This is a genomic window from Microcoleus sp. ARI1-B5 (assembly GCF_036705795.1).
Taxonomy (GTDB): domain Bacteria; phylum Cyanobacteriota; class Cyanobacteriia; order Cyanobacteriales; family Microcoleaceae; genus Microcoleus.
The window spans coordinates 72,032-95,703 of sequence record NZ_JAUBVK010000017.1 but is presented as its reverse complement, the minus strand read 5'-3'; the positions used below and the strand labels follow the sequence as shown (position 1 = coordinate 95,703).

19 protein-coding genes and 3 pseudogenes are annotated in these 23,672 nt (G+C 45.4%); 13 read left to right on the top strand and 9 right to left on the bottom strand.

Features of this window, described 5'->3' with window-relative positions; genetic code table 11:
• Positions 1–14 precede the first annotated feature (14 nt).
• The 8 genes and pseudogenes from QUB63_RS22620 to QUB63_RS22585 all read left to right on the top strand — a co-directional run bounded on the left by QUB63_RS22620 (position 15) and on the right by QUB63_RS22585 (position 7,135).
• Positions 15–1,394 carry a site-specific DNA-methyltransferase gene (locus tag QUB63_RS22620; protein WP_332947570.1) on the top strand — a complete coding sequence of 460 codons (1,380 nt, stop codon included), beginning with the start codon at positions 15–17 and terminating at the stop codon, positions 1,392–1,394.
• Between the two features lie 79 nt (positions 1,395–1,473).
• Positions 1,474–2,988 (top strand): dolichyl-phosphate-mannose--protein mannosyltransferase, encoded by a 1,515-nt coding sequence (locus tag QUB63_RS22615; RefSeq protein WP_332947569.1) that lies wholly within the window; start codon positions 1,474–1,476, stop codon positions 2,986–2,988.
• Between the two features lie 172 nt (positions 2,989–3,160).
• A complete protein-coding gene (locus QUB63_RS22610) occupies positions 3,161–3,790 on the top strand; it encodes a hypothetical protein (RefSeq protein ID WP_332947568.1) in 630 nt (209 codons plus the stop codon).
• A gap of 22 nt (positions 3,791–3,812) precedes the next feature.
• Positions 3,813–4,196 (top strand): annotated as a pseudogene (locus tag QUB63_RS22605) (Uma2 family endonuclease); the annotation flags it as partial.
• A gap of 342 nt (positions 4,197–4,538) precedes the next feature.
• A complete protein-coding gene (locus QUB63_RS22600) occupies positions 4,539–4,652 on the top strand; it encodes a hypothetical protein (protein WP_332947567.1) in 114 nt (37 codons plus the stop codon).
• 539 nt (positions 4,653–5,191) lie between these two features.
• Positions 5,192–5,287, top strand: a pseudogene (locus tag QUB63_RS22595) (urease subunit gamma); the annotation flags it as partial.
• A 14-nt stretch (positions 5,288–5,301) separates the two neighbouring features.
• A pseudogene (locus tag QUB63_RS22590) lies at positions 5,302–5,772 on the top strand (Uma2 family endonuclease); the annotation flags it as partial.
• A gap of 172 nt (positions 5,773–5,944) precedes the next feature.
• Positions 5,945–7,135 (top strand): lipase family protein, encoded by a 1,191-nt coding sequence (locus QUB63_RS22585; protein ID WP_332947566.1) that lies wholly within the window; start codon positions 5,945–5,947, stop codon positions 7,133–7,135.
• A 254-nt stretch (positions 7,136–7,389) separates the two neighbouring features.
• On the opposite strand, the gene trmB is transcribed toward QUB63_RS22585, so the two are convergent.
• The 3 genes from trmB to csaB all read right to left on the bottom strand — a co-directional run bounded on the left by trmB (position 7,390) and on the right by csaB (position 10,193).
• Positions 7,390–8,022: a tRNA (guanosine(46)-N7)-methyltransferase TrmB gene (gene trmB / locus QUB63_RS22580; protein ID WP_332947623.1), complete on the bottom strand. Its 633-nt coding sequence runs from the start codon at positions 8,020–8,022 to the stop codon at positions 7,390–7,392.
• A gap of 238 nt (positions 8,023–8,260) precedes the next feature.
• A complete protein-coding gene (locus tag QUB63_RS22575; protein WP_332947565.1) occupies positions 8,261–8,971 on the bottom strand; it encodes a Uma2 family endonuclease in 711 nt (236 codons plus the stop codon).
• 175 nt (positions 8,972–9,146) lie between these two features.
• Positions 9,147–10,193: a polysaccharide pyruvyl transferase CsaB gene (gene csaB, locus QUB63_RS22570; protein ID WP_332947564.1), complete on the bottom strand. Its 1,047-nt coding sequence runs from the start codon at positions 10,191–10,193 to the stop codon at positions 9,147–9,149.
• A 459-nt stretch (positions 10,194–10,652) separates the two neighbouring features.
• Here csaB and QUB63_RS22565 point away from each other — a divergent pair, with 459 nt between their 5' ends.
• Together QUB63_RS22565 and QUB63_RS22560 are read left to right on the top strand one after the other, a co-directional pair.
• Complete coding sequence (locus QUB63_RS22565; RefSeq protein WP_332947563.1) at positions 10,653–10,967, top strand: DUF2499 domain-containing protein; 315 nt, start codon at positions 10,653–10,655, stop codon at positions 10,965–10,967.
• 16 nt (positions 10,968–10,983) lie between these two features.
• Entirely contained in the window at positions 10,984–11,403 is a 420-nt protein-coding gene (locus QUB63_RS22560) for a lysozyme inhibitor LprI family protein (protein WP_332947562.1), read from the top strand.
• Between the two features lie 73 nt (positions 11,404–11,476).
• Here the strand turns inward: QUB63_RS22560 and QUB63_RS22555 are convergent, their stop codons facing one another.
• On the bottom strand, positions 11,477–12,340 hold the full coding sequence (locus QUB63_RS22555; protein ID WP_332947561.1) for a DUF4037 domain-containing protein: 864 nt from the start codon (positions 12,338–12,340) through the stop codon (positions 11,477–11,479).
• Positions 12,341–12,602: 262 nt separating this feature from the next.
• On the opposite strand from QUB63_RS22555, the gene QUB63_RS22550 reads away from it, so the two are divergent.
• Positions 12,603–15,263, top strand: a complete 2,661-nt coding sequence (locus tag QUB63_RS22550; protein WP_332947560.1) for a DNA polymerase III subunit alpha — start codon at positions 12,603–12,605, stop codon at positions 15,261–15,263.
• A gap of 295 nt (positions 15,264–15,558) precedes the next feature.
• Entirely contained in the window at positions 15,559–17,217 is a 1,659-nt protein-coding gene (locus tag QUB63_RS22545) for a helix-hairpin-helix domain-containing protein (RefSeq protein WP_332947559.1), read from the top strand.
• On the opposite strand, the gene QUB63_RS22540 is transcribed toward QUB63_RS22545, so the two are convergent.
• From QUB63_RS22540 to QUB63_RS22525, 4 genes are all read right to left on the bottom strand, one after another.
• The gene (locus QUB63_RS22540; protein ID WP_332947558.1) at positions 17,194–19,227 is read right to left on the bottom strand and encodes a serine/threonine-protein kinase; all 2,034 of its coding nucleotides are present in this window, start codon (positions 19,225–19,227) and stop codon (positions 17,194–17,196) included. The two genes, QUB63_RS22545 and QUB63_RS22540, sit on opposite strands and share 24 nt — an antisense overlap.
• A 372-nt stretch (positions 19,228–19,599) precedes the next feature.
• Positions 19,600–19,938 (bottom strand): DUF3593 domain-containing protein, encoded by a 339-nt coding sequence (locus QUB63_RS22535; protein WP_332947557.1) that lies wholly within the window; start codon positions 19,936–19,938, stop codon positions 19,600–19,602.
• A 298-nt stretch (positions 19,939–20,236) separates the two neighbouring features.
• Positions 20,237–20,890 (bottom strand): ATP-binding protein, encoded by a 654-nt coding sequence (locus QUB63_RS22530; protein ID WP_332947556.1) that lies wholly within the window; start codon positions 20,888–20,890, stop codon positions 20,237–20,239.
• 178 nt (positions 20,891–21,068) lie between these two features.
• Positions 21,069–21,314, bottom strand: coding sequence for a hypothetical protein (locus QUB63_RS22525; protein WP_332947554.1), 246 nt, complete (start codon positions 21,312–21,314; stop codon positions 21,069–21,071).
• A 320-nt stretch (positions 21,315–21,634) separates the two neighbouring features.
• Between QUB63_RS22525 and QUB63_RS22520 the strand changes: the two genes are divergently transcribed.
• A complete protein-coding gene (locus tag QUB63_RS22520) occupies positions 21,635–22,378 on the top strand; it encodes a pentapeptide repeat-containing protein (RefSeq protein ID WP_332947553.1) in 744 nt (247 codons plus the stop codon).
• A gap of 191 nt (positions 22,379–22,569) precedes the next feature.
• Here QUB63_RS22520 and QUB63_RS22515 read toward each other — a convergent pair whose 3' ends face one another.
• Positions 22,570–23,571 (bottom strand): alpha/beta hydrolase, encoded by a 1,002-nt coding sequence (locus tag QUB63_RS22515; RefSeq protein WP_442922320.1) that lies wholly within the window; start codon positions 23,569–23,571, stop codon positions 22,570–22,572.
• Between the last annotated feature and the right edge of the window lie 101 nt (positions 23,572–23,672).

The window sequence follows — 23,672 nt, the reverse complement described above, 5'->3', positions numbered from 1 at the left end:
AAATAGGAGTGACAATGGCTACTGGTATTTCAAAAAAACAATCGCAGAGTCAAGCTGCATCAAATTTTAGTGAAAGCCAACTAAACAATAGCTTGGATGCGTGCTTTTCCTATCCAGGCAAAGTGCCTGCAAGTGAAGTTTTAGACACCGATCGAGCTGAATGTGTAAAATTGTGGCCTAGCAATGAACAGCCAAGTATGGCCAATGAAAACCGTCTTTACTATGGTGATAATTTACCAATTTTAGCATCTTTACTTAAAGATAGTTCAGTAAAAGGTAAAGTAAGATTAATTTATATAGATCCGCCTTTTGCAACTAAAAGTGTGTTTCAGTCGCGTTCTCAGAATGATGCTTATTCAGACTTATTAGCAGGCAACAATTATATTGAATTTATTCGTCAAAGGTTGATAGTTCTCAGAGAATTATTAGCGGAAGATGGTTCGATATACGTCCACCTTGATGAAAATATGGCATTTTATATCAAGGTAATTATGGATGAGATTTTTGGCGCGCGCAATTTCAGAAATTGGATTACTAGAAAAAAATGTAACCCCAAAAACTACACAAAAAAGACTTACGGGAATGTTTCGGATTTTATACTATTTTATACGAAATCAGATACTTATGTCTGGCATCGTCCTGTTGAAGAATGGACTGAGCCGCGCGCCAATAAAGAATATGAATACATTGAAAAAGAAACTGGGCGGCAATATAAAAAGGTTCCGATTCATGCGCCGGGAGTGCGAAATGGCGAAACTGGAAAGTCTTGGCGAGGGATGAATCCGCCACCGGGAAAGCATTGGCAGTTTCCACCTAAAACACTAGATGAAATGGATGCTAGAGGGGAAATATATTGGTCAAAAACTGGCAATCCCCGCCGCAAGATATATTTGGACAGCAGTCAAGGAATTCCAGTACAAGATATTTGGCTTGAATTTCGCGATGCTCACAATCAGAATATTAAGATTACAGGTTATCCAACCGAAAAAAATCCCGATCTACTTGCTAGAATTATTCGAGGATCGTCAAATCCTGATGATTTAGTTCTCGATTGCTTTGCTGGTTCTGGTACAACTTTGAGTGTTGCTTCGGAGTTGGGAAGGAGATGGATGGGAATTGATAATAGTTCGGAGGCGATCGCCACTACTTTGCGCCGTTTTGCTAAGGGCTGCGAACGGATGGGCGATTTTGTCAGCCAGCAAACATCCCCACACCAGAATCCATCGGATGACGAGTCTCGCCAGTTATCGCTTTTTAACTTAGAGGAATCTAGATTTCAAGCTGAGTCTCCCTCAGAAAAAAGCGAGACGATTAATAACTTTGCTCTTTATGCAACTGATTCGTTTGCTGGGGAACTAGAAGATATTGTGAGACAATGGATAGAATGGCAGTAGGATCATACAGTGGCTCAACTCAGTATTTTTAAATTAGCGATCGCCCTCTAATCTAGCATCTACTATTTTCTGCTGTTTTATGAAACTCAACAAACAACAATTAAACAAATCGACTTCTATTTTCGCTCTAGGAATGCTCGCTGTTTTCCTCGTCTCCTTAACTCTGCGATTTTGGGAACTGGAGCGATTTAACACTTTAGTATTTGACGAGGTTTATTACGCGAAGTTTGCCAACGATTATCTCACCAAAACTCCTTTTTTCAACGCTCACCCGCCTCTGAGTCAATACATAATTGCGATCGGAATTGCGATCGGCACTCACCTCCCCTTCGGCAAAACAGCCGTCAACAGTCTGGCGGGTTCCCTGCTTTCCCCTTGGGATTACCGCTGGCTGAATGCCCTCACGGGTTCGTTTATTCCCCTAGTTGTCGGAGCCTTAGCTTATCAGCTAGTTCGCCGCCGCACCTTTGCTTTTCTGGCTGCTTTATTTATCGCCTGTGACGGTTTATTTTTAGTTGAATCTCGCTACGCGCTCAACAACATTTATCTAGTTTTGTTGGGAATATTAGGACAGTTATTTATTCTGAAATCCGTAGAAGCAGAAGGCAAAAAGCGGTGGCTTTGGCTGGTGCTAGCCGGGATAGGTTTCGGCGCTTCTGCTGCTATCAAATGGAACGGATTGTGGTTTATTTTCGGTACTTATCTCATTTTAATCTGCGCTTGGGCAGTTCGTTTTATCCAGGGAAACCAAAGAGATGAAGAACAGAGTGCCGAGGTAAATTCGGCTCTCCTTCCGCCCGAAAGTCCCGTACAAAAACTGACTCAACTCAATTTTATGGAAGTAATTTTGAGTCTAGCTGTAATTCCTGTTTTAGTTTACAGCATCTCCTGGATTCCTCACCTGCATCTCAATCCAACTCCCAACTTTTGGCAGATGCAAACGGAAATTTTGACTTATCACCAGCGGATTAAAAGCGGGCCTGACGTGCATCCTTACTGTTCCGCGTGGTACGGTTGGCCTTTGATGCTCCGCCCGATAGTTTATTTCTACAAAAAAGCTAGCAGCAATGCACAATCCGATCCGGTTTTGCCGCCTTTACCCAGCGGTGTTAACCCGGTAATTTTTGACGTTCACGCGATGGGAAATCCTTTTCTTTGGTGGCTGTCAACTTTAGCTTTACTGCTAGTAATAGGAGTTTTGGTTCACCGGATTTTGGTGTGGATGGAAACGCGCAGCGAGGCTTCTGTGGATGCGATCGAACAGCAGCGGCCGATTTTGTTTCCGCCGACGGCCCAAATGTGGCTGGGACTGTATTTAATAGTTAACTGGGCCGCTAATTTGTTGCCTTGGGTGAAGGTGACTCGCTGCGTATTTTTGTATCATTATATGGGCTGTTCTGTGTTTGCAGCCTTAGCCCTTGCTTGGTGGACAGACAGGTGGCTGCACAGTCCACAAACTCGCCTCCGAGGGATGGGAGTAACAATTATTTTTCTGGTTTTGGGTGCTTTTATTTTCTGGATGCCTATCTATTTGGGACTGCCTTTGTCGGAAATGGAATGGACAATTAGGATGTGGCTGAAGTCTTGGCGTTAAGTTAGAATATACAAAAATTGTGCAGGAGCTAGAAAGCCGGTTTCTTTGTGTAAACTGGACTTACGCATCAAGCTAAAGAAACCGGGTTTTTACCAATCTGCGGGTTGAAGGAAGGATTTTCGTAAAAAACCCGGTTTCTTACCGCCCGCGTGTAAGTCCTAATAGAAATGTTATGTCTCAAAACTTGCCAAAAACCTCAGCGGAAATGGAAGCGATCGCCCGCGCACCAAACCTTGTCGAAATCAACAAAGAAATCCGCGACTTGATTATAGATTATGCCATTGGCGCAGCAATTCTGGGACTCAACCCGCTGCCGGGAACTATGACGGTGACGCTGCTGGCGGCGAGCGTGTTGCTGTTAAAAATGATGCGGGATATTGGGGCAAAATGGGGATATCCAAAAGGTCAAGATGCGCTGGCGATCGGAGGCAATCTGTTCGGGGGTTTGGGTTCTTTTTGGGTAGCGTTTATGGCTTGGATATCGATGTATGGTTTGGGTTTGTTTGTGCCGTTTGTGGGCGGTTTTGCGGTGGCATCGTCGCTGTTTGCGCTGACTTGGAGGGTGGGACAGGCGACGCACCTTTATTATGCTAGCGGCCGTCAAATGGATGCAGCGGAACTCAAGCAAGTGTTCAATGATTCTCAACCGGAAGGTGAGGCATTGTTTAAGGCGAATATTGGGGCGATCGCCTATCCCGAGCAAGTAGCAGGAAATCCGATTAAATCCCTGAACGATGACTTGATAAATGGTAAGATAACTCAAGAGGAATTTGAGGATAAAATTAAAGAAATTTTGCGTTAAAACCTGTCACTCAAATAAAACTATGAAATTCACCGTCGATGTAGAAAACAACCCCGCAGGTTGGCCGGATCACACTCAGCTACCAGAATCAGACGGTACTTTTGTGAAAAAGTTTCAAGAACATCCCCAAAGCATTTTGTTAACGGATTCCATTACTCCGGTTCTCCAAACTATTCATCCAGATGCTGATTACTGTATTGGTCAAGATAGCGGCATTTATTGGCGATTGACAGACCCGCTAGAGCGTGGTGCGGAAGCACCGGACTGGTTTTACGTTCCCAATGTCCCGCCAACATTTGACGGTCAAGTGCGTCGTTCTTATGTGATGTGGCAAGAGTTTATAGCACCGTTAGTTGTGTTAGAATTTGTGTCGGCAAATGGTGCCGAAGAACGGGATAGAACGCCGGGATCATCTCAATTTTGCTCAGCTAACTAAATCCGCCATATCGATTTTAGATTGAAGAATTGTTGGATTGAAGAATTGTTGGATTGTTAGATTGAGGGATTGGGGGATTGGGTGCCAAGCATCAGCACAAGCGTGAGTATTTCCCGGTACACTCTGCGTTCATTAAAAAATGCTTTTTGCAACCCTGAGATGCTCCCTTGCCCTTCAACAAAGAATGCTGGCAATGGTGGGGTCAGCCGTTTGGCAAGTAAAACCCCTAAGAATTGATACTTGTAATTAATCGCAATTCTGAGCAAACTACAAGTCCCTGAGCAAGAACCAACCGTGCGCTTTACGGTTGATATGTCTGAATCACTGCACCGTAAATTGTCGATATTAGCCGTGAGGACTGGGCGCAAAAAGGTTGATATTGTTCGGCTTTTGCTCGAAGACTCGCTCAAGGATGTGGAGGTGTAATGCGATTAATCGGTTCCTGTGTTAAAATTAAATGTCGCTATCGGTACTGTGTCATGTCCCGAATTGCCACTCTAATAGTTTTTTCTGTTTTGTCGCTCCCCCTACCAGTTTTGGCCGCTTACCCCGACCGCGAAACGAATGAATTTGTCCAGCGAAGGTATAACTTGTTTCTGCAAGCCACCAGAGAAGGTTGCACTTGGTATGCCAATCCAAAAAGCGCACGAATGTATAGCGATAAAAGCGCACCATTGAATAGCTATGGCAAGCGTTCTGTGAGTGTTTCAGTGAGTGTCTTGCAGGTCAGGGGGGAAGGTGGGGGGACGGCGTGTAACGGCGTTTTCGAGTTCTTGGCCGTTACCGCCGAGTGTGAGTCGGGATACATTTCTTGGAGCCGACACATTGGGTCTATTCCTTCATGGGAGGTTTTCCGCGATAATCACAAACCCCAAACCGCCAGCAAAATCTGCTCTCTAATTCACCCAGAAGGCGAGTGAACCGAGCGTCCCCCTTCCCTTATACCGAATTTTTTGTGTACACCTATGGACTGCGTGCCAGAAATGATACGTCAAGTGCAGGTAGAAGTAACTTTTTCCGATGGGACAAAATTGGTCACGATTCATAATCTAATTTGTTAAAAAGAGGGCATGATGAAGAAACAAATCACCCGCCTTTGTTGCGAACTGGTCAACAGGAAACTAAACCTGGCAAATTCTGGATTTATGAAAATGTCATCCGTCCGGAATTTTACGGAATTTATGAAGTGACTAAGGCGAGTGTAGAAGTTTACCATTTAGTAGGCCGTAGCTATCATTTAGTCCCGGCAAACGATCGCGGTCATTATCCAATTCCACCGTTAGGAGTAGAATTGGGAATTTGGCAGGGAAGGTATCAAAATGTTGAGTTACCTTGGCTGCGTTGGTGGGATAGTGAAGGGAATTTGCTGTTAACGGGCTTTGAAAGAGTTGAGGAAGAACAACAAATAGCTGAACAGGAACGGCAAAGGGCTGAACAGGAAAGGCAAAGGGCTGAACAGGAACGCCAAAGAGCCGATCGCGCTCAAGAAGAATTAGAGCAATTGCGCGCTCAGTTGCGATCGGCTGGAATTGAGCCCCAATTGTGAGGAAAGCTTTGTTGGGAGGGGACTGTATTGGGAAAGCAGAAATAAAGGACGAGGTGAGAAACCGGGTTTTTTACGACAATCCCCCGTTGCAGCCAGCAGATTAGGTGAAAAACCTGCTGGTTGAGCCCAGTCGAAATCCGGTTTCTTTAGTATTGATATTTAGAGTTAGTTTATGACCAAGTATATTGCAGCAAAAATTACCCGCAGACAACTGTTGCTCGGAGGATTGGCAGCCGCGTCAGCAGCTACGGCAATACCTGAATATTTGCGCCGGAAAGCTGATAGCGATCGCCAGAAACAAGTTTTAGCTTTACTCGACGAAAGAGACGCCGATAAGATTTTCCTAAAAACCTTAGAAGCCGATGCCAAAAAAATCAATCAAGCGCGGCAAATTCAAGCTTCTGTCAAGCTATCTCCGCCACCAATTCCCTACAATCGCGAGATTTCTAAACTGTTGATTCTGTGCAGCAAATTGGCAACGCAGCAGTACCTCAAAGGCAAAGTAGAGCCTAAATATGACGGTAACATCAAATCGCTGCCTGCTTACACGGCTAAGTTCAAAGACTATACTCTAGTTGCTGCTATCAAAGGAGAAGAAGCTAATGTTTCAGAAGAAATCGAGGTAGATATTCCGCAGCCGACGGCTTCCCCCAATAGTGCAACAGATCCGATCGGCGACAATGTAGGTACTGCTAAAAAAGCAATTGTAAATACAGCTAAGGAAGTAGTGAAAATAAACCGCAAAATTCCGGTTTATTTTGGTTTTGTCCTCAGTTCAAAAAAACACAATATCATCGTCTTTCGCGGCACCCAAAGAACCATCGAATGGGTACTCAATATCAATGCTGTTTATGCTACCAAAGAAAGTAAGGTTTTCAGTAAGTCCTACGGTACAATTCATCCCGGTTTCTCAACCATCTACAGCAATATTGCCGCTCAAACACTGGAAATTGCCAAAAAGCTAAATCCGTCGGTTCCTTGCTACTTATCGGGCCACAGTTTGGGTGCTGCGATCGCTACTTTGGCTGCGATCGACATTGCGGTGAGTATTCCTCGGTTGAAAAAGCAGGTGCAGTTGTATACTTATGCCAGTCCGAGGGTGGGCGATCCGCTGTTTGCTAGGGAGCACAACCGATCGATACCCAACAGCTATCGAGTGGTAAATTTGGCGGATGCTATTACGCTGGTGCCTTTTACGGTATTCTTTAAGACTGAATACGTGCACGTCGGTGAGGAGTGGGCTTTTTTGGCGCAAAATGGGGATGTGATGCCGAATCATGTGGTGGATACTTACAAAAGTGCGATCGACAAACAAGTCGAAACCAACAAACCCCGAAAATCCCCAACTTCCGGGTTAAAATAAGTTTGTAGCTAATAGCGAATAGCCCGGGCGAATAGAATTCGCACGCCAAACAAACGAAGTCCGCAGCTCGACATTATATTCTAGATCCTGTCTCCTCGAACAACCCTAAGAAGATTGGTTTGTAGTGAGGACTTTAGTCCTTCTTTCTGCGGACTAAAGTCCTCACTACGAACCTTTAGAGATTGCGTCCCCAGCGTTGCGGAGGGAATTCCCCGGACATAATATTACATTAAATTAGCTTTTATTGATACCCTTTATTTGTGAAACAATGCGCGATAAACTGGTTCCCCGCGTTTGAGAGTAGCAATTTCTCTTTCAGTAGCAACAGGTAGAGGATTTTCTGCTAGCCAATTATCCCCATTTTGGCGTTTAAAACTAGGATTAGATGAAAAGCGATCGCACATTTCGCTTTCTACTTCCTCAATATCAGATTGAATAAACACTTCGCCCCCAATTGCCAGATAAGTCGCCAACTCGCCGACTAATTCCTGCTGTACCACCCGCCGCTTGTGGTGCTTTTTCTTGAACCACGGATCGGGAAATTGAATGCTAACCCGCTGCAAAGTACCAGCGGGAAGAGTTTCTAAAATAGGCTTTAGGGAACTATTCGCGTTGCAAAACAAATAGTGGAGATTTGTCAAGCCTTTTTCATCGCGCCAAAGATTCGCCTCCTCTACAAGAGGTTCCCGAATTTCTAATCCGAGAAAATTCCAATCAGTTTGGATTTGCGCCATGTGCCACAAAAACCTTCCTCTGCCGCAGCCGATATCTAAATGCAGCGGCAAATTTAAGTCGCTATATATTTTCGTCCACTCCGGGGGGCTGGCGGATGCTTGATATCTAATTGATAGGGGATTTACGTGTTCCCGCACTCTTACTCTTGCCAATTTTGCTGTCTCCTGAATGTAATTTTTAACGGCTGATGAAGGCACGCATTCCTGGACGCACTCATACCAAAGAAACCGGGTTTTTTACCCTTACTGCGGGTGAGTGCGAAGGATTTTCGTAAACAACCCGGTTTCTGGCTGCCCCGGAGTGAGTCCTCGCAGATTAACGCGGATTAACGCAGATTAATTTAGAAATGAAAAATCGCAGTGTTATGATTTTTCATTTCTAATTATTGTATCAAGCTTCTGGTTCAATGCCTGCTGCTCTTAATTGTGCGGATAGTCGATCGGCTCGCTGCCTTTCCCTTTCCACCATCTCCGCTCCCCACAATAACATTTGTCCGCTTTCATCCCACCAGCGCAACCAGTAGCCGGTTCTTTCAGCTTTTGTTCCCTGCCAAACGCCTAAAAATAACCCAACTCCTTCAATCCAATAACGATTGTTTGCATCCGGCTGCTGTGCTTCATATCTTCCTGATGAATTCAACCGATAAACTTCTAGCAATCCTGCCGCCGGCTCAAAAATACCATAGATTGGTACTCGCAGTATTTGCTCGTAAAAAAACCATTTTCCTGGGGTAAAAGTTGGTTTACTTGAATATTCGTCGTACTGATTAGCTGATAAAAACTCCAGCGCGATATCCGGGATTTCTCCTTCTAAGTTTGGGGTGTAACTGCGGCGAATTTCGGGGGCAGCAAGCGGTTGTACGTTGCGGGCATAAAACCAATCTGGCGCTTTAATAACTAGCTTGCCATTTAATGTAGCGCACACACCCATATTTGAGGCAACTAAGATTCCCTGTAACATTAGTCCCGCGATTTCTAGGATTTCGCGCAAGGCTGCTGCGAGCAGGGGTTGGTCGATATTTTCCACTGGTTCTTCGTCTAATATGAAATCGTCTGGCAATTTTTCCCAGGTAATTTTTATGTCGGCTGTACTTACTGTCACGGTATTTTACCTCTTAGCAAAAAATAGATTCAGCATCCCTGCCATCAAAACTGCGCTGTTTCAGGTCAACTGTCAACCCTTCGACTTCGCGAGCGCGCAAGCTGTCAACTGTTTACTGCCAACTGTCAACTGTCACAGGTCAACTGTCACAGGTCAACTATCAACTGTTTACTGTTTACTGAGACTGCTGGAGTGCGGTTTGCAATACTTCCTTATGAAAGAGCGATCGCCCTACAATAAATTTTATCCTTTCCGGCGATAGTGCGTCGCCGTTGGCATAGTGATCCATCCAGGTTTTGCTGATTAAATACGGATCTTCGGGCAATTCTGATAATAAGTATCCCGGCATTTCTAACTCATCCATTAATTGGCTGACTTTGGGATCGTAGCTGAGGGCAAAACAGCGGCATTCTTCGGATGCTGCCATAATTAAACTGTGGTAGCGCATCCCGATCGCCATTTCGACTCCCCGGAACACTCCTTTCAACTTCCTCGGATCGTCTAAACTGAGGATGCGGCTCCTTTTCGGCAGCGCTTCGTGCAAATGTTTGGCAATTTCTAAGTCGTGAGATGCTTGAAAAGGCAGCAGTAAAATCAAGGTGCGAGTGGCTTTTTGAAAGTCAACTAAAGCTTGAGTTAAGATTGACAAACGGGCGGGTGTTAGTGTAGGATGCGATCGCAAACAAACCGCAACTCGGGGCGCCGGCAAGTCCCACAAACCCGACACGGGCGAATTTTCTAAAGCCCACACGGGATCGGGCGCTAAAGTAAAGGGAATTTGCCAATCTGCAAGTAGGGTAGCTGAGCCTTTATCCCGCACGCTGACGGCGGTGCATCCAGCAAAACAGCGCTGAGATAATTTGCGAGTCATTTCCCGCTTCAAAGGCCCAATTCCCTGGGCCCAAGCAACAGTTTTCAAGCCCATCCGCTGCGCTAATCCCATCAAACCGCCATAATAGAAAGGGCTCGCAAGGCTGGTAGCGTCTTGGATTAAGCTGCCGCCTCCCCAGATTAGCGCGTCACAGGTGCGGAGTGTATCGAGGACTTGAAACGCATTCATGCGATCGCGCGCTGCTACTCCGTACCGCTGATTTGTCTCGACAGGATTGCCAGAAAGGACGATCGGCGTCACGCCATCTGGTAACATTTGCAGTAGCGAAGCCAACAGCGCCTCGTCGCCGCCGTTGCCTTTACCGTAATAGCCGCACAAAATTGCTCGCATTTCTACTCTTTGTTGGGAATCGAATATAACTATTACAATACCTAATTATTGTTACCAAAAGATTCTTTTGAAAACAACAAAATATCACAACCGCCCGATCGCTCTTGACACAAATAACTTCATGAATAGAACCGCAAACCTGCTAGCATAAACGGTGTAAGTGTCAACCCTTCTCCCTTGCTCTTCGGGCAAGCTGTCAAATCACGAAGTTCGCTCTTCGGGGACGCTCTAATTTCAGTTGACAGTTGACAGTTGACAGTTGACCTGTGACGAAAGGAGGGCGACCTCTACCTGGAAGTCCGAGGATTGGAGTAATGAATAGTCGGATTTTAATTTCTCCCTACAAGGCTTGGGGCTTTAAACCAATTCTTTCTGGTAACGGTGAACTGTAAACTGCTAACTGTCAACTGTCAACTGTCAACTGTCAACTGCCACACATCTTCTTTCAGAATACAAAAAATGCACGCTTTGTCAATTCCCACCTGGATTATTCACGTCTCTAGCGTCGTCGAGTGGATTGCAGCCATCTGGTTAATTTGGACTTACGGCGAAGTCACTCAAAACCGAGCTTGGTGGGCCCTTTCCGCCGGAATGCTGCCCGCCCTCGTCAGCGCTATGTGCGCCTGTACGTGGCACTATTTTGACAACTCCCCAGCCCTAGAATGGATTGTTACCCTGCAAGCGGCGATGACTGTCATAGGCAATTTTACTCTGTGGGCGGCGGCTTGGTGGATTTGGCGATCGGCTCAACCAGCAGAGAAAATTAAAGATTAAAAAATGGAGAAATTAATTGAAAAATAGCACTCTTTTGGCAACATTTACGGCAAGTTCACTTTTGTTAGCTCCCGGATTTCTTCTCCCCAGCCAAGCCAGCAACAACCGAGTGCAAATCGCCCAACAGCCTAACTGCAAAAGTCCTCAAACTACGCTTGACATGAATATGTGTTCTAGTCAAGAGTTTAAAGCAGCAGACACAAAGCTCAATCAATTATATCAGCAACTTCTGCCAAAACTCAACAGCAAACAGCAGCAAAGATTGACGGCTGCACAGCGTAGTTGGGTCAAGTTTCGCGATGAAACTTGTGATTATGAAGCAGGGAAGTTTGAAGGCGGTACTTTGGCTGCTCCTACCTACGGTTATTGCAGAGCCAGAGTGACGCAACAGCGCGTTAAAGATTTGGAAGATTATTTGAAACAAGCAAGTTTGTAAAAGCGCGATCGATATTTAGGGAGGTGCGCGCGGTGCACTCTAGGATATGCAAAGATATTTTTTTGGCACTTACCTACTTACCCAGAGAATTCGCAGCAATTAAATTAGTTTCAATCAACAATCGATCGAGACTATCAACCAGTCCATCAAGACACTCTAAAATTTGGCGATCGCCCGCAGGTAAAGAAATACAATGAGTTAGACTGCAAATCAGGCTCTCCAAACGCTCGGGCAAGTTGGAACACAAACTTGTTGCCCTTTCTACAAGACGTTTTTCGCCCGGATGGGGGATCGAGTTAACCGCAAAAACAATATCAAAATAACTGCCTAAAAAAGCGGCGGTGCGGTGGATAATACTTACTGAATCGCGGCGGGAGACAGCCGATTCTAGCTGGTGGCGGAATGAAGAAATATTGCGGCGCAAAATCGGATAATTTTTGGCAATTATAGCTTGGCGGAGTTTTTCTGGGTAAGGGCGATCGGCATTTGCTTGCAATTGCTGAAACCAACCGTCTCTGTCATACAATGATACTGAGGTGAGAACGTTCCACCAAAAACAGGTTGAATAACCTACTGATGCTTGATGTTTGACCAGGACGCGATCGATCTCTGCTTCGATCCATTCCGGGCTGCGGTACATAATATCTACACCGCATCCCGTGTTAATATCTATCCATTCGTCCCCGGGTTCCCAAAATTGATTGTTGATTTCGATGCGATCGCCCCATTGTCTCGCAATCCTCTCCCGTATGTCAACAGAAATTTCCTCTTCAACATATACGTAAACATCAAAATCAGACGACTCATCCGCAAGTATAGTTGTTCGAGAACCTGCTAAAGCGACGGCTACAACTTGAGGCAAACTGCCAAACCGATCGCCAATAGTTTGAGCCAGCGGGGGAATTTCTTCGAGAGCGAGTTGATAATTGTGCAGCATTTAATTACCTGGTTTGGAGACAAAAAAAGCAACAGCAAATTCTTCACTTTAGCACTCAATAGTTTAACGCATAACTTTTAAGTTGTAACTCAAAATTGAGAATTTTTAACAAATCCGGCGCAGGCGAACTGATGCGCGGCAGCATCAGCCCCCCTACCCAAATTAGCCCAAAAGTGATATAAAGCTTTGTTTTTTTATTTTACCTTTTACCGCGCCGATAGTGTAGAATCTAAAATCTAAGAATCTAAAATCTAAAATCCCTATGTCCTTCGTTGGTTTGCACATTCACAGCGATTACAGCCTGCTGGACGGGGCGTCTCAGCTACAGCAGCTCGCAGAACGGGCGGTGGAATTGGGGATGCCCGCGATCGCCCTTACAGACCACGGCGTAATGTACGGGGCGATCGAGCTAATCAAAGTTTGCCGAAATAAAAATATCAAGCCGATTATTGGCAATGAAATGTACGTCGTCAACGGCGACATCGAAGTCAAAGTTCGAGGTAGAAGAAAATACCATCAAGTTGTATTAGCTAAAAATACCCAAGGCTATAAAAACCTCGTCAAACTAACCACAATTTCCCACTTAAAGGGAATGCCAGAAAAAGGTATTTTTGCCCGCCCCTGCATCAACAAAGACCTCCTAAAACAATACTCCGAAGGTCTCATTGTTACCAGCGCTTGTTTGGGCGGCGAAGTTCCCCAAATGATTCTGCAAAACAAACTAGATACTGCCCGCGAACGCGCAAAATGGTATCAAGAAGTATTTGGGGATGACTACTATTTAGAAATTCAAGACCACGGTTCCCAAGAAGACCGGATTGTTAATGTTGAAATCGTCAAAATAGCCCGCGAACTCAACATCAAAATAGTTGCCACCAACGATTCTCACTATATTTCCTGCAACGACGTAGAAGCACACGACGCTTTGCTGTGCATCAACACCAACAAACAGATTGAAGAAGACAAGCGGATGCGCTACAGCGGTACTGAATATCTTAAGTCTGCGGAGGAGATGGCGCAACTGTTTCGAGACCATTTGGACGATGAAACCATCAAAGAGGCGATCGACACCACATTAGAAGTCGCAAATAAAGTAAAATCTTACGACATCATGGGGGAATACCGCATTCCCAACTATCCAATTCCCCCAGAACACACAGCCGATACCTATGTCGAAGAAGAATCCTGGAAAGGACTATTAGAACGCCTCAAATCTAGAACCCGCAATGAAATTCCACCCGTTTACAAAGAACGGCTGGAATACGAACTAAAAATGATTCAGCAGATGGGTTTTTCCACATACTTTCTAGTAGTTTGGGACTACATGAAATATGCCCGGGACAATCACATTCCCGTAGGGCCGGGACGCGGTTCTGCGGCAGGTTCCCTAGTGGCCTACGTCTTGAAAATTACTAATATTGACCCCGTGCATCACGGACTGCTGTTCGAGAGATTTCTAAATCCCGAGCGCAAATCCATGCCAGATATCGATAGCGATTTCTGCATAGACAGGCGGGACGACATGATTAAATATGTTACTGAAAAGTATGGCGTAGAGCGCGTAGCGCAAATTATTACTTTCAACAGAATGACATCAAAAGCTGTGTTGAAAGATGTTGCCAGAGTGTTAGGAATTCCCTACAAAAAAGCCGACGAAATGGCAAAATTAATTCCCGTATCCCGGGGAAAACCGGAAAAACTTAAAGTGATGATTTCCGATGACACACCCGCCCAGGAATTTAAAGACAATTACGAAAATACAATTTGCATAAATGCCGAAACCGGGACAGAAGTCCCAGTTCGTCAGTGGATTGACATGGCAATTCGGATTGAAGGGACAAACAAAACCTTTGGCGTTCACGCAGCCGGTGTAGTGATTTCTTCCGACCCGCTCGATGAAATTGTACCGCTGCAAAAGAATAACGAAGGTGCTGTGATTACCCAGTATTACATGGAAGATTTGGAAGCACTAGGTCTGCTGAAAATGGATTTTCTGGGATTGAAAAATTTGACGACGCTCCAGAAAACTGTTGATTATATTCAGCAAACCCAAAATCTAATTGTCGATGCTGAAAGCCTACCTTCTGATATAGAGCGCAGAGCTCAGGAAACCTTTGTTAGAATCAAAAAGTTACCGGATGATGTTGATAAAACCTATAGACTTTTAGAAAGAGGAGATTTAGAAGGTATTTTTCAGTTAGAATCCTCTGGAATGTTGGATGTAGTTAGAAAACTCAAACCTTCCTGTCTCGATGATATTTCTTCTATTTTGGCACTTTACCGGCCGGGCCCGCTGGATGCAGGTTTGATTCCTCAGTTTATTGACTGCAAGCACGGTAAAGCTGTTGAGTACGATCATCCGCTATTAGAGCCGATTTTAAAAGAGACTTACGGAACGCTTTGTTTTCAAGAGCAAATTATGCGGATGGCTCAAGATTTGGCGGGCTATTCTTTGGGTCAAGCTGACTTGCTGCGCCGCGCAATGGGCAAGAAGAAAGCTGATGAAATGCAGAAGCAAAAGGAAACGTTTATCGATGGTGCAACTAAGAATGGAGTGAGTCAAAGAATTGCTGAAAAGTTGTTCGCACAGATGCTACAATTCGCTGAATATTGCTTGAGCTATGACACGAAGATATTGACTGTGGAATATGGGCCGATGGCTATTGGCAAAATCGTTGAGGAAGAAATTGAATGTCATGTTTACAGTGTTGATAATAATGGCCATATCTATACACAACCAATTGCACAGTGGCATCGCCGAGGTCAGCAGGAGGTCTTTGAGTATTGTCTGGAAGATGGCTCGATAATTCGTGCGACAAAAGATCACAAGTTTATGACTGCTGACGGTCAAATGCTGCCCATTGACGAAATCTTTGAAAAAGGATTAGACTTAAAACAAATCAACTCCATCTCACATCTATAAAATGTATCTCGACTATAGGAAACTAAAATCGGAACACAAGGAACAAATCATTTCTGCCTTTAATGGGTAAGGTGCGCAGTGCGCACCCTACAAAAGACAAGATTGAAAAAGTCGCTTTCCAATCAAGAAGTAATCTGCGTTGCATCTGTGTTTATCTGCCTTGCATCTGCGGTCGATCTATCAATCAAAGATTTATGCAATTGCTCGTCTAAACTCTACCGGTGCGCCGCGCACACCTACAAAATACTGCAAGGAAAAAAGACTAAAATTGAGGAAATTATAAGGAGTTACAAACATGGTTAAAATTATTAGTCGAAAATCACTAGGAACTCAAAAAGTATATGACATTGGTGTGGAACGAGAACATAACTTTATCCTAGAAAATAGTTTGGTGGCCTCTAATTGTTTTAATAAATCCCATTCAATGGCCTATGCCTATGTAACTTATCAAACTGCTTATTTAAAGGCGAATTATCCTGTAGAATACATGGCTGCACTGCTGACAGCTAACAGCGGCGATCAGGATAAAGTGCAGAGATATATCGCCAATTGTCTCAAGCTGAATATTGAGGTTGAGCCGCCGGATGTTAATAGCTCTGAACTTACTTTTACACCGCTCCCCAAACAGATGACGGGATCTCCAAAAGATAAAATTTTGTTTGGGGTTTCGGCGGTAAAAAATGTGGGAGAAACGGCAATTGAAACTATTTTAGCCGCCCGCAAGGAAGGGGGTAAGTTTAAGTCGCTGGCTGATTTGTGCGATCGCGTAAATCTACATTCTGTCAACCGCCGCGCCCTAGAAGCCTTAATTCAGTGCGGTGCTTTTGATAAAATAGAGCCGAACCGCCGTCAATTAGTAAACGACCTCGAAGGCGTGATGAAATGGGCCGGGGAACGCAAAAAAGATAGAGAAAGCGGTCAAGGTAATCTGTTTGACTTGTTAGGTGGGAATAGCTTCGGAAAGTCGGCAAGTACCTATGACTCTGCCCCCAAATCAAAGACTGTGAAAGATTTTGATAAACAGGAAAAATTGCAGTTAGAAAAAGAATTGCTCGGCTTCTATGTCTCAGAACATCCCCTAAAGTTGCTCGTTCAAGTAAATCAAGACCCAGATGTTGTGACTCTCGGACAGTTAGCCGATAAAAAGGGGAAAGTCTCAGTTATTGTCATGCTCAACGCTATCAAACTTGTGGTGACAAAGAAAGGCGATGCGATGGCTATTTTGCAATTAGAAGATTTGACAGGTCAAATCAAAGCTGTTGTGTTTCCCAAGGCTTACGAACAAGTCAAACCTTACGTGGTAGAGAATGCTATTTTACTGATTACTGGAAAAATCGAGAAAGATGGCGAGGAAATTCAGATAATTGTAGACACTGCAAAGCCTGTGGAAACAGTACAGGTTGCAGAGGAAATTGAGGTAGCCCAACCTGAAATACAAAACTCTTGGGAGACGCCACCGGAAATACAAAATTCTTGGGCGGCGCCACCGGAAATACAAAATTCTTGGGCGAATCAACCAGTCAACTTTGGACGATCGACAAAACCAGTGGAAGTTCTAGAAATGGTGATTGTCAAGTTTACACCGCCGCAGGTGCAAGATGCAAAAAATCTCAATTCCCTGAAAGCTATTTTGCAAGAACTTTCCAATCGGGGAGAGGATGCTAGCGTTTCGGTGGGCGGAATCGTTGTCGGTGAATATTCCTGTCAGCCGCTTCGCATTAACCCTAAATTGTGGGTGCAAGATGGCGAGCAAACTGTTAGCCGTCTCAAATCTGCTGGATTTGAGGCTTGGGTTTTCCCTCTCGACAGTCGCGGGGATGCTGCGATATTTCGGGAAATGCGATCGCAACTTAAGATACATTCTTGGGCCAATCGCTTAATTGACGCAGATGTCGATCGCATTTCCCAGTATCTCAACTATCTCGCCCAACTAAACAAACGCCCGCCAAACTAACACCTCGCCGCTATCCCCTCCGGTGACTAAAGTTTGACCGTCAGGACTAAAAGCCACCGGATTGCACCCCACAAGACTGCAAAAACATTCGCCTGTTTGCAAGTTCCAGAGTTTAACTGTACCATCTCGGCTCCCGCTAGCCACAATTTCGCGATCGGGACTGATAGCTACCGAAATCACCGCGTCAGAATGCCCGCTCAAAGTATTAATTAATTCCCCTGTATCGGCATTCCACAATTTTACCGCAGTATCGGCACTGCCGCTGACAATCATCTTGCCATCTTGACTAAAGGCGATCGCATAAACCCAATCCGAATGACCGACAAAAGTCCGCACACTCTCCGCAATACCTACACACCAAACCTTGATAGTTTTGTCAGCACTGCCGCTAGCAAGCATCATACTTTGAGGGCGGAAACTAACAGATAAAACCTTGTCAGAATGTCCCGAAAGTTTTTGAACCAATGCTCCATTGCGCTGGTTCCACAACTTAATACTCTTGTCGCCGCTTGCACTAGCAATGGCTCCTCCATCGCAGCTAAAAGCCACCGAATATACGGAGCCGTACCGGTGACTGTACGGCGACCCATAATCGCTGTAAAACTCGCGAATCATCGCCTTTTTATCCAGCTTCCACTCAATAACTTTTCTGTCAAAACTACCGCTAACCAGCATTCTCCCGTCGGGGCTGATTGCTACAGCATCAACGGTTGCGGAATGACCGAAAAAAGTATGGATTAATTCTCCTGTTTGCAGGTTCCACAGCTTAATTGTTTTATCGTCGCTGGCGCTAGCGAGAATATTGCCTTGAGGACTAATTACAACAGCATTAACCGAGTCTGAATGACCGTGGAGAATGCGCGCGCACTGCCAGTTACGAGACAATAATTTCGGGTTGCTAGCTGCGGTTGCCACGTGAATATTCGGGGGCGGCGCGGCCGAGACGGCGGTTGCTGTATTGGGCTGCGGGTTAGTTATTGCCGAATTAATAGCTATTTTTGTGCGATAATTATAAGCAATTTGCGATCGGGGATATTGCCCAAATTTTACCAAGTCTTGCAGCACTTCGGCAGCGGATTGATATCGCTCTCTGACGGAATCTTTGAGCAATTTATTTAAAATAGTTGTTAATTTTTGGCTGACTTTGATGCCTTTTTGTGCTAAGTGCGATCGCCAAATCCATTCGCATTCCAAAGCATCAAACAAATCATTGAGCACCGCCCCAGTCAGCAAGTGAATGCAGGTAACGCCCAAACTGTAAAGGTCGCTCGCCGGATACGCCTTGCCGCTGCGGATTTGTTCGATCGGCGCATAGCCAGCAGTTCCAGTTATCGTACCAGTTTTCGCCTCAGAAATAGCGCTAATGTGCTTGGCCACCCCAAAATCTACCAGCACAAACTGACCCCCCCTCGGCTTCCCCTGTACAGCCGGACACCCGGTCCGAATTATCCCTTTTTTTCCATTACCAGCAGTCGCCGCCGAGAGAGTTTGGGCATTTCTCCGCAAAATATTTTCCGGCTTAATATCGCGATGAATCACCTGCTGCTCGTGAACAAATTGCAGAACCGGCAACAAATTAATTAACAATTCCCAAATTTGTTCCTCGCTAAAAGCTCCCCGCTGCTGCAACTCCTGAAACAAATTATTTCCCTCGATTAACTCTTCCACAAGATACAAATGTTTGGCTTGTTCAAAAGAAGCCAGCAAACTTGGAATCTGCGGGTGTTCCCCGAGTTCGTAAAGCCGGTGAGCTTCTTGTTTAAACAGTGCAGTTGCTTTTTCTAATTCTGCCTTTTCTTGAAAGTGGGGGAAAAATTGTTTGATGGCGCAGCGAGTTTTCAACCTATCTTCATCGACCGCTAAAAAAGTTCTGCCAAATGTTCCTTCACCGATAGGTTGAAGGGCGCGGTAACGCTCTTTCAGCAGCAATTTTGAGCCGCACGCCAGACAAAACTTGGTTGAATCAGGATTCTGCGGCTTTTGGCAATGGGGATTGAGGCAATAGCTCATCTTTTTTCCTGCCTGGAGATTCCCACCAAAGCTAAACTTAGCAACATGGTAGTCTATTTGGGCTCACGGCGAGAGTAGGATTGTCGATCGTACCTGAGAAACCGGGTTTCTCAACCCAAAATCTCGGTTCTGAGGTAAGCCCGGGGCTAGAAGTGCCTGAGGTGAGTTTCCATATATTCTAAATATTCTAATGCTTTGGTGAAATTTTGCAGGGCAAGCCGATCGCCAACTGCTATCTCCACAGTTAACTGGAGGACGCGCTTGACCGTAAAACCCGGTTTCTACCCAAAATTACCAATTGTGAGCGATGGAGGTTAAGACAGAAACCGGGTTTTTGACCCCGCCTGCGTCCAAGACTCAACAGTTAACGGCTTATTCTCCCGCGTCTGCAAGACACTCTTGCTTTTCGCCCTCATTCTGTGAGGCTTCTTTGGCTTTCATCACCGCTTCCCTAAAGCCTAAAACTACTAAAATATTGGCAATTGTCAAGAATAGTTCAGCAGAACCGTGCAGCCAATCGACATTTGCTAGCGACTCGTTGTAGGCAACTTTTGCGTAAATTGCGGCAGGAATAGTCACGGCCACAAAAACCAGAGTCCCGTAAAATCCCATCAGAGCTAAACGGGGTGTTTTTCCCGAGCGAGTCAAAAACCACAGAAATCCCAAGTAGGGAAATAGAGACAGCACAAATAAACTTTCTTTGGAAATCATTAGTAATTGGTGAGCGACCAAATTACTATGATAAATTAAAAGCTCAAAAATTAATGTGAATAATTTTTAACTTTTAATTGTGAATTTGTCATGTCTAATTTGACAGATGCACCCGTTTCTCTCGCACCGCTAGAGACTCACCCAAGTCCATAGCTTTTAACCTCATCCGCAGCAAGTAGCCAGTATTCAAAACCCCTGACGCACGCGGAGACAAAACCCGTAACTCTTCCCCTAACACCGTTTTTAGAATAACACATTTTCCACCGTACCAGTCTGTTAATTGTCCCTCACTCCAAAGCTACCCAGCAATCAGAAACTGAGACCGTTCCAAAGTTTTCGCTCTGCTAGGAGGCATTAAGCAAGGATCGTTCAAAACCTCTAAATCCGAAAAGCGTTTTCTATCGGCTGCGATAATTTCCGCGAGCTTAGCATCAAAATCAAAACGCGGGCCGCAATCCCAAACATTGAGTTCCAAGCGTCCGTTAAACACCGTAATTTCCAGTTGAACAGGAGTTGCTACTGGCAGATTTTTGTGAGCGTGGCGAACTGCATTCGTGAAACCTTCAGCCAAAGCTAGCTGAAACTGGAACCAAACCATATCGGGGAGCGATAAATCTTTTAACTGATCGAACCACTCCAAAACTCTAGTTAAAGCATTCACATCTGTGTTGACTTCGAGGCTGATGTTTTGCACGAAACTTTCATTCAGTTCTTCTTCCTGCTCTATTTCATCCTGCCAATCCCAGCTCTTGAAGAAATTCATTAACCCATCTAAAGCGCTAGCCTTTTTTATATTTTGCGATCGATTGCGACCTTCTACTTCGTAACTTTTGCTCAGCGATAAACAATTTTTACCGTCGAGAGTCCGGGTGTAACTCAGCTCGTCTGCAATCTGCCACATGAGTTTGATCCCTCTGCCGCCTTCTGCCAGTTGATCTATGCTGTTCGACATTGATTTTCCTCGGATGAAAGTATTAGCTGTACCCAAATTTCACACCCGCCGACACACTTAGTCTTTTTTTATACTTGCTTTTTCAGTATAATTTCGGCGCTCACACGAAAATGCTATCTTTTTTACAGAAGGCAACGCATCAGCAATATGTCTTAAGAGTCTAAGCCAATTGGCTTATTTACCGATCGCCTGTACCCAGAACGATCGCCCCCGGGAGCAAAATCCCCCTGCATCCACCACAAATTACCGCTCCGCTGCCGGAGCCAGCCATTTGCCGGAAGCCGTCGCACGCTTGCAAATACAAGGCATTCAGCGCCTGCCAACGGCGGTTGGCCGATCGCCTGCAAGGCTGTTTTGATGTGTTCGCTCTCATCCTAAAGGCGTAAGTAATATCCGCAAGTGCGATCGCCGGCGAACCTGACACCGCCGCGCCGCGTCAACGCACTAGACTAGAACTTACGCAAACAACCCGGTTTCTGCTAAGAATGTGGGGTTTGACAGCGAAAAATAACAAAAAAACCCTGTTTTTAGCTCCGCGCGCGTCATTCCAGCAAAAAACTAGGTGTTACAAGATTTACCGAAACTAAGTTTTGCTTGCATCTAGATTGTCTGTTATGTTCGAGGGGGAGGAGGGGATTCGGGGAGAAAGGAAGAGGGGGAGAAACGGAGAGGGGGAAAGAGGGAGATCATTTGACGAATGGGAAATAGGGAATTGAAATATACAATTTAAATGCGCAACAGCTTATGACCAAAATTAAACTGACAATTCTCGCAGCAGCGATACTGCTACTCCCATTTTGCGCAGCAGTTCCCTTACAAGCTCAAAATCTGTCTCTAGTCAAGCGGCTGCTAGCAACAAGAGGATGTCCCGGATGCGACTTATTTGGCGCTTCCTTGAGCCGTGCAGATTTGTTTGGCGCTTCCTTGAGCCGCGCCAGTCTCAGCAGGGCCGACTTAGTTGATGCGGACTTGACGGCGGCGGACTTAATGGAAGCTAATTTAAACAACGCCAACATGAGAAATGCCTTTTTGGCCGACGCCGACCTCAGCAAAGCCGATATGAGCAGGGCCGACATCCGGGGAGCAAACTTAGAAAATGCCAACCTCAGCGAGAGCTCTCTTCTAGACGCATCGCTCCAGTTGGCTAACTTAAAATGCACTAATTTGAGCGCCGCTAAACTAAGTCGAACCGACTTGAGAAATGCCGATTTTAGTGGTGCAAATCTCAGCGGTGCAGACATCAAAGAAGCTGATTTAAGCGGTGCAAATCTCAGCGGTGCAGACCTCAGAGGGGCTGATTTGAGCGATGCGAGATTGAACAAAGCTAATCTTACAGATGCTAATTTGTGCGGTGCCCGGATGCCGAACCGCAAACTATCTCGGCGAGGCTGCGAAGTTAACAAACAACAACCGATTAGCTCGAACAATTACTGCAATTACTGCCGTCCCATCAATGACTGGTGGCTGGATGTTTTAAGGTTTAATTAAGTCTTAAGCTGTTGTGCGTTTGAATTGCATAGGGGCGATCGCACTCGCGAACCCCGAAACCGGGTTTCTTCCGAGAGTTCTCGTTACCAAACCCAAAACTCGTAGAAACCCGGTTTCTCACCCCCCATGCGTCACTAACTACTACAAACTCAACTCAAAAACCCGGTTTCTTGCTATACAACTGCTTTTCTCTACTTTGAAATATCCAAAAATTGCCTGACTATGAGCAGATATTCTGCACCGCCGATTTGTGCCGCATTATTGTGCCCTCCATCTGGAACCATGTAAAGCTGTTTGGGCTCAGGTGCTGCATCAAACAGTTTTTTGCCCATTTGGGGTGGAACTACAGTATCAGCAGTCCCGTGAATAAATAGTACCGGCATTTGCAGCCGATCGACCTTTGAAAGAGAATCAAACCGCTGCCTCAGCAAAAAATCTATCGGAAACATCCAAAACTGCGGTTTTTGGAAATCAACCATCGCCCGCACCGAAGTAAAAGATCCCTCCACAATTAACCCAGCCGCCTCCGGGTGGCGCACTGCCAGATCGATCGCAATTGCCCCTCCCAAAGAATGACCGTAGATATAAATTTGATTAGGGTTAATCCCGCGCTGTTTCACCAAATAATCCCAAGCCTGTTGAGCATCCTCATACACCCGGGATTCGCTCGGAAAATCGCCCTGACTTTTGCCGTAACCGCGATAATCGATCAGAAATACCGACAAACCTAAGCCATGAAATCGATTAGCGTGTTCGACATTTGCTCCCACATTTGAACCATTACCGTGCAGGTACAAAACTACCCGCCCTAACTTCCCCTTGTTAAGGGAAGGAACCGGAACGGCCTCTCTTGCTCCCCCCCTTAACAAGGGGTGGCTGGGGGGGGTTTGGGATGGTTGAAGTGGAACGGCTTCTCTGACTTCCCCCCGAACCTTGCGGGGGGTTTCCGAGGCAGGAATCCACCACCCGTGCACGGTTTCCACTGCGCCTGTTTTCGCTGGAATTGGCAGCAAAACATCTTGATATTTCAACTGAAAATTATCTGGGGTAGTTTCGATCGCCCGCGCTGGAAAAAAGATAAACTTACCTTGCGCCGCAAATAGAAATACACAAGCAGCAGAATAAGCGATCGCCAAAACTATCCCAAAAGTTATGAGCGATTTAGACAAAAGGAATACCAAAAACTTGTTCATAGAAAATAGGGCACGCGGGAAATTAGCGATCGGTCAAAAGCTAACGATGATGATTAATTCAGATTATTAGCCCCGATCTATTACTAACTTCCGCCGCAGCG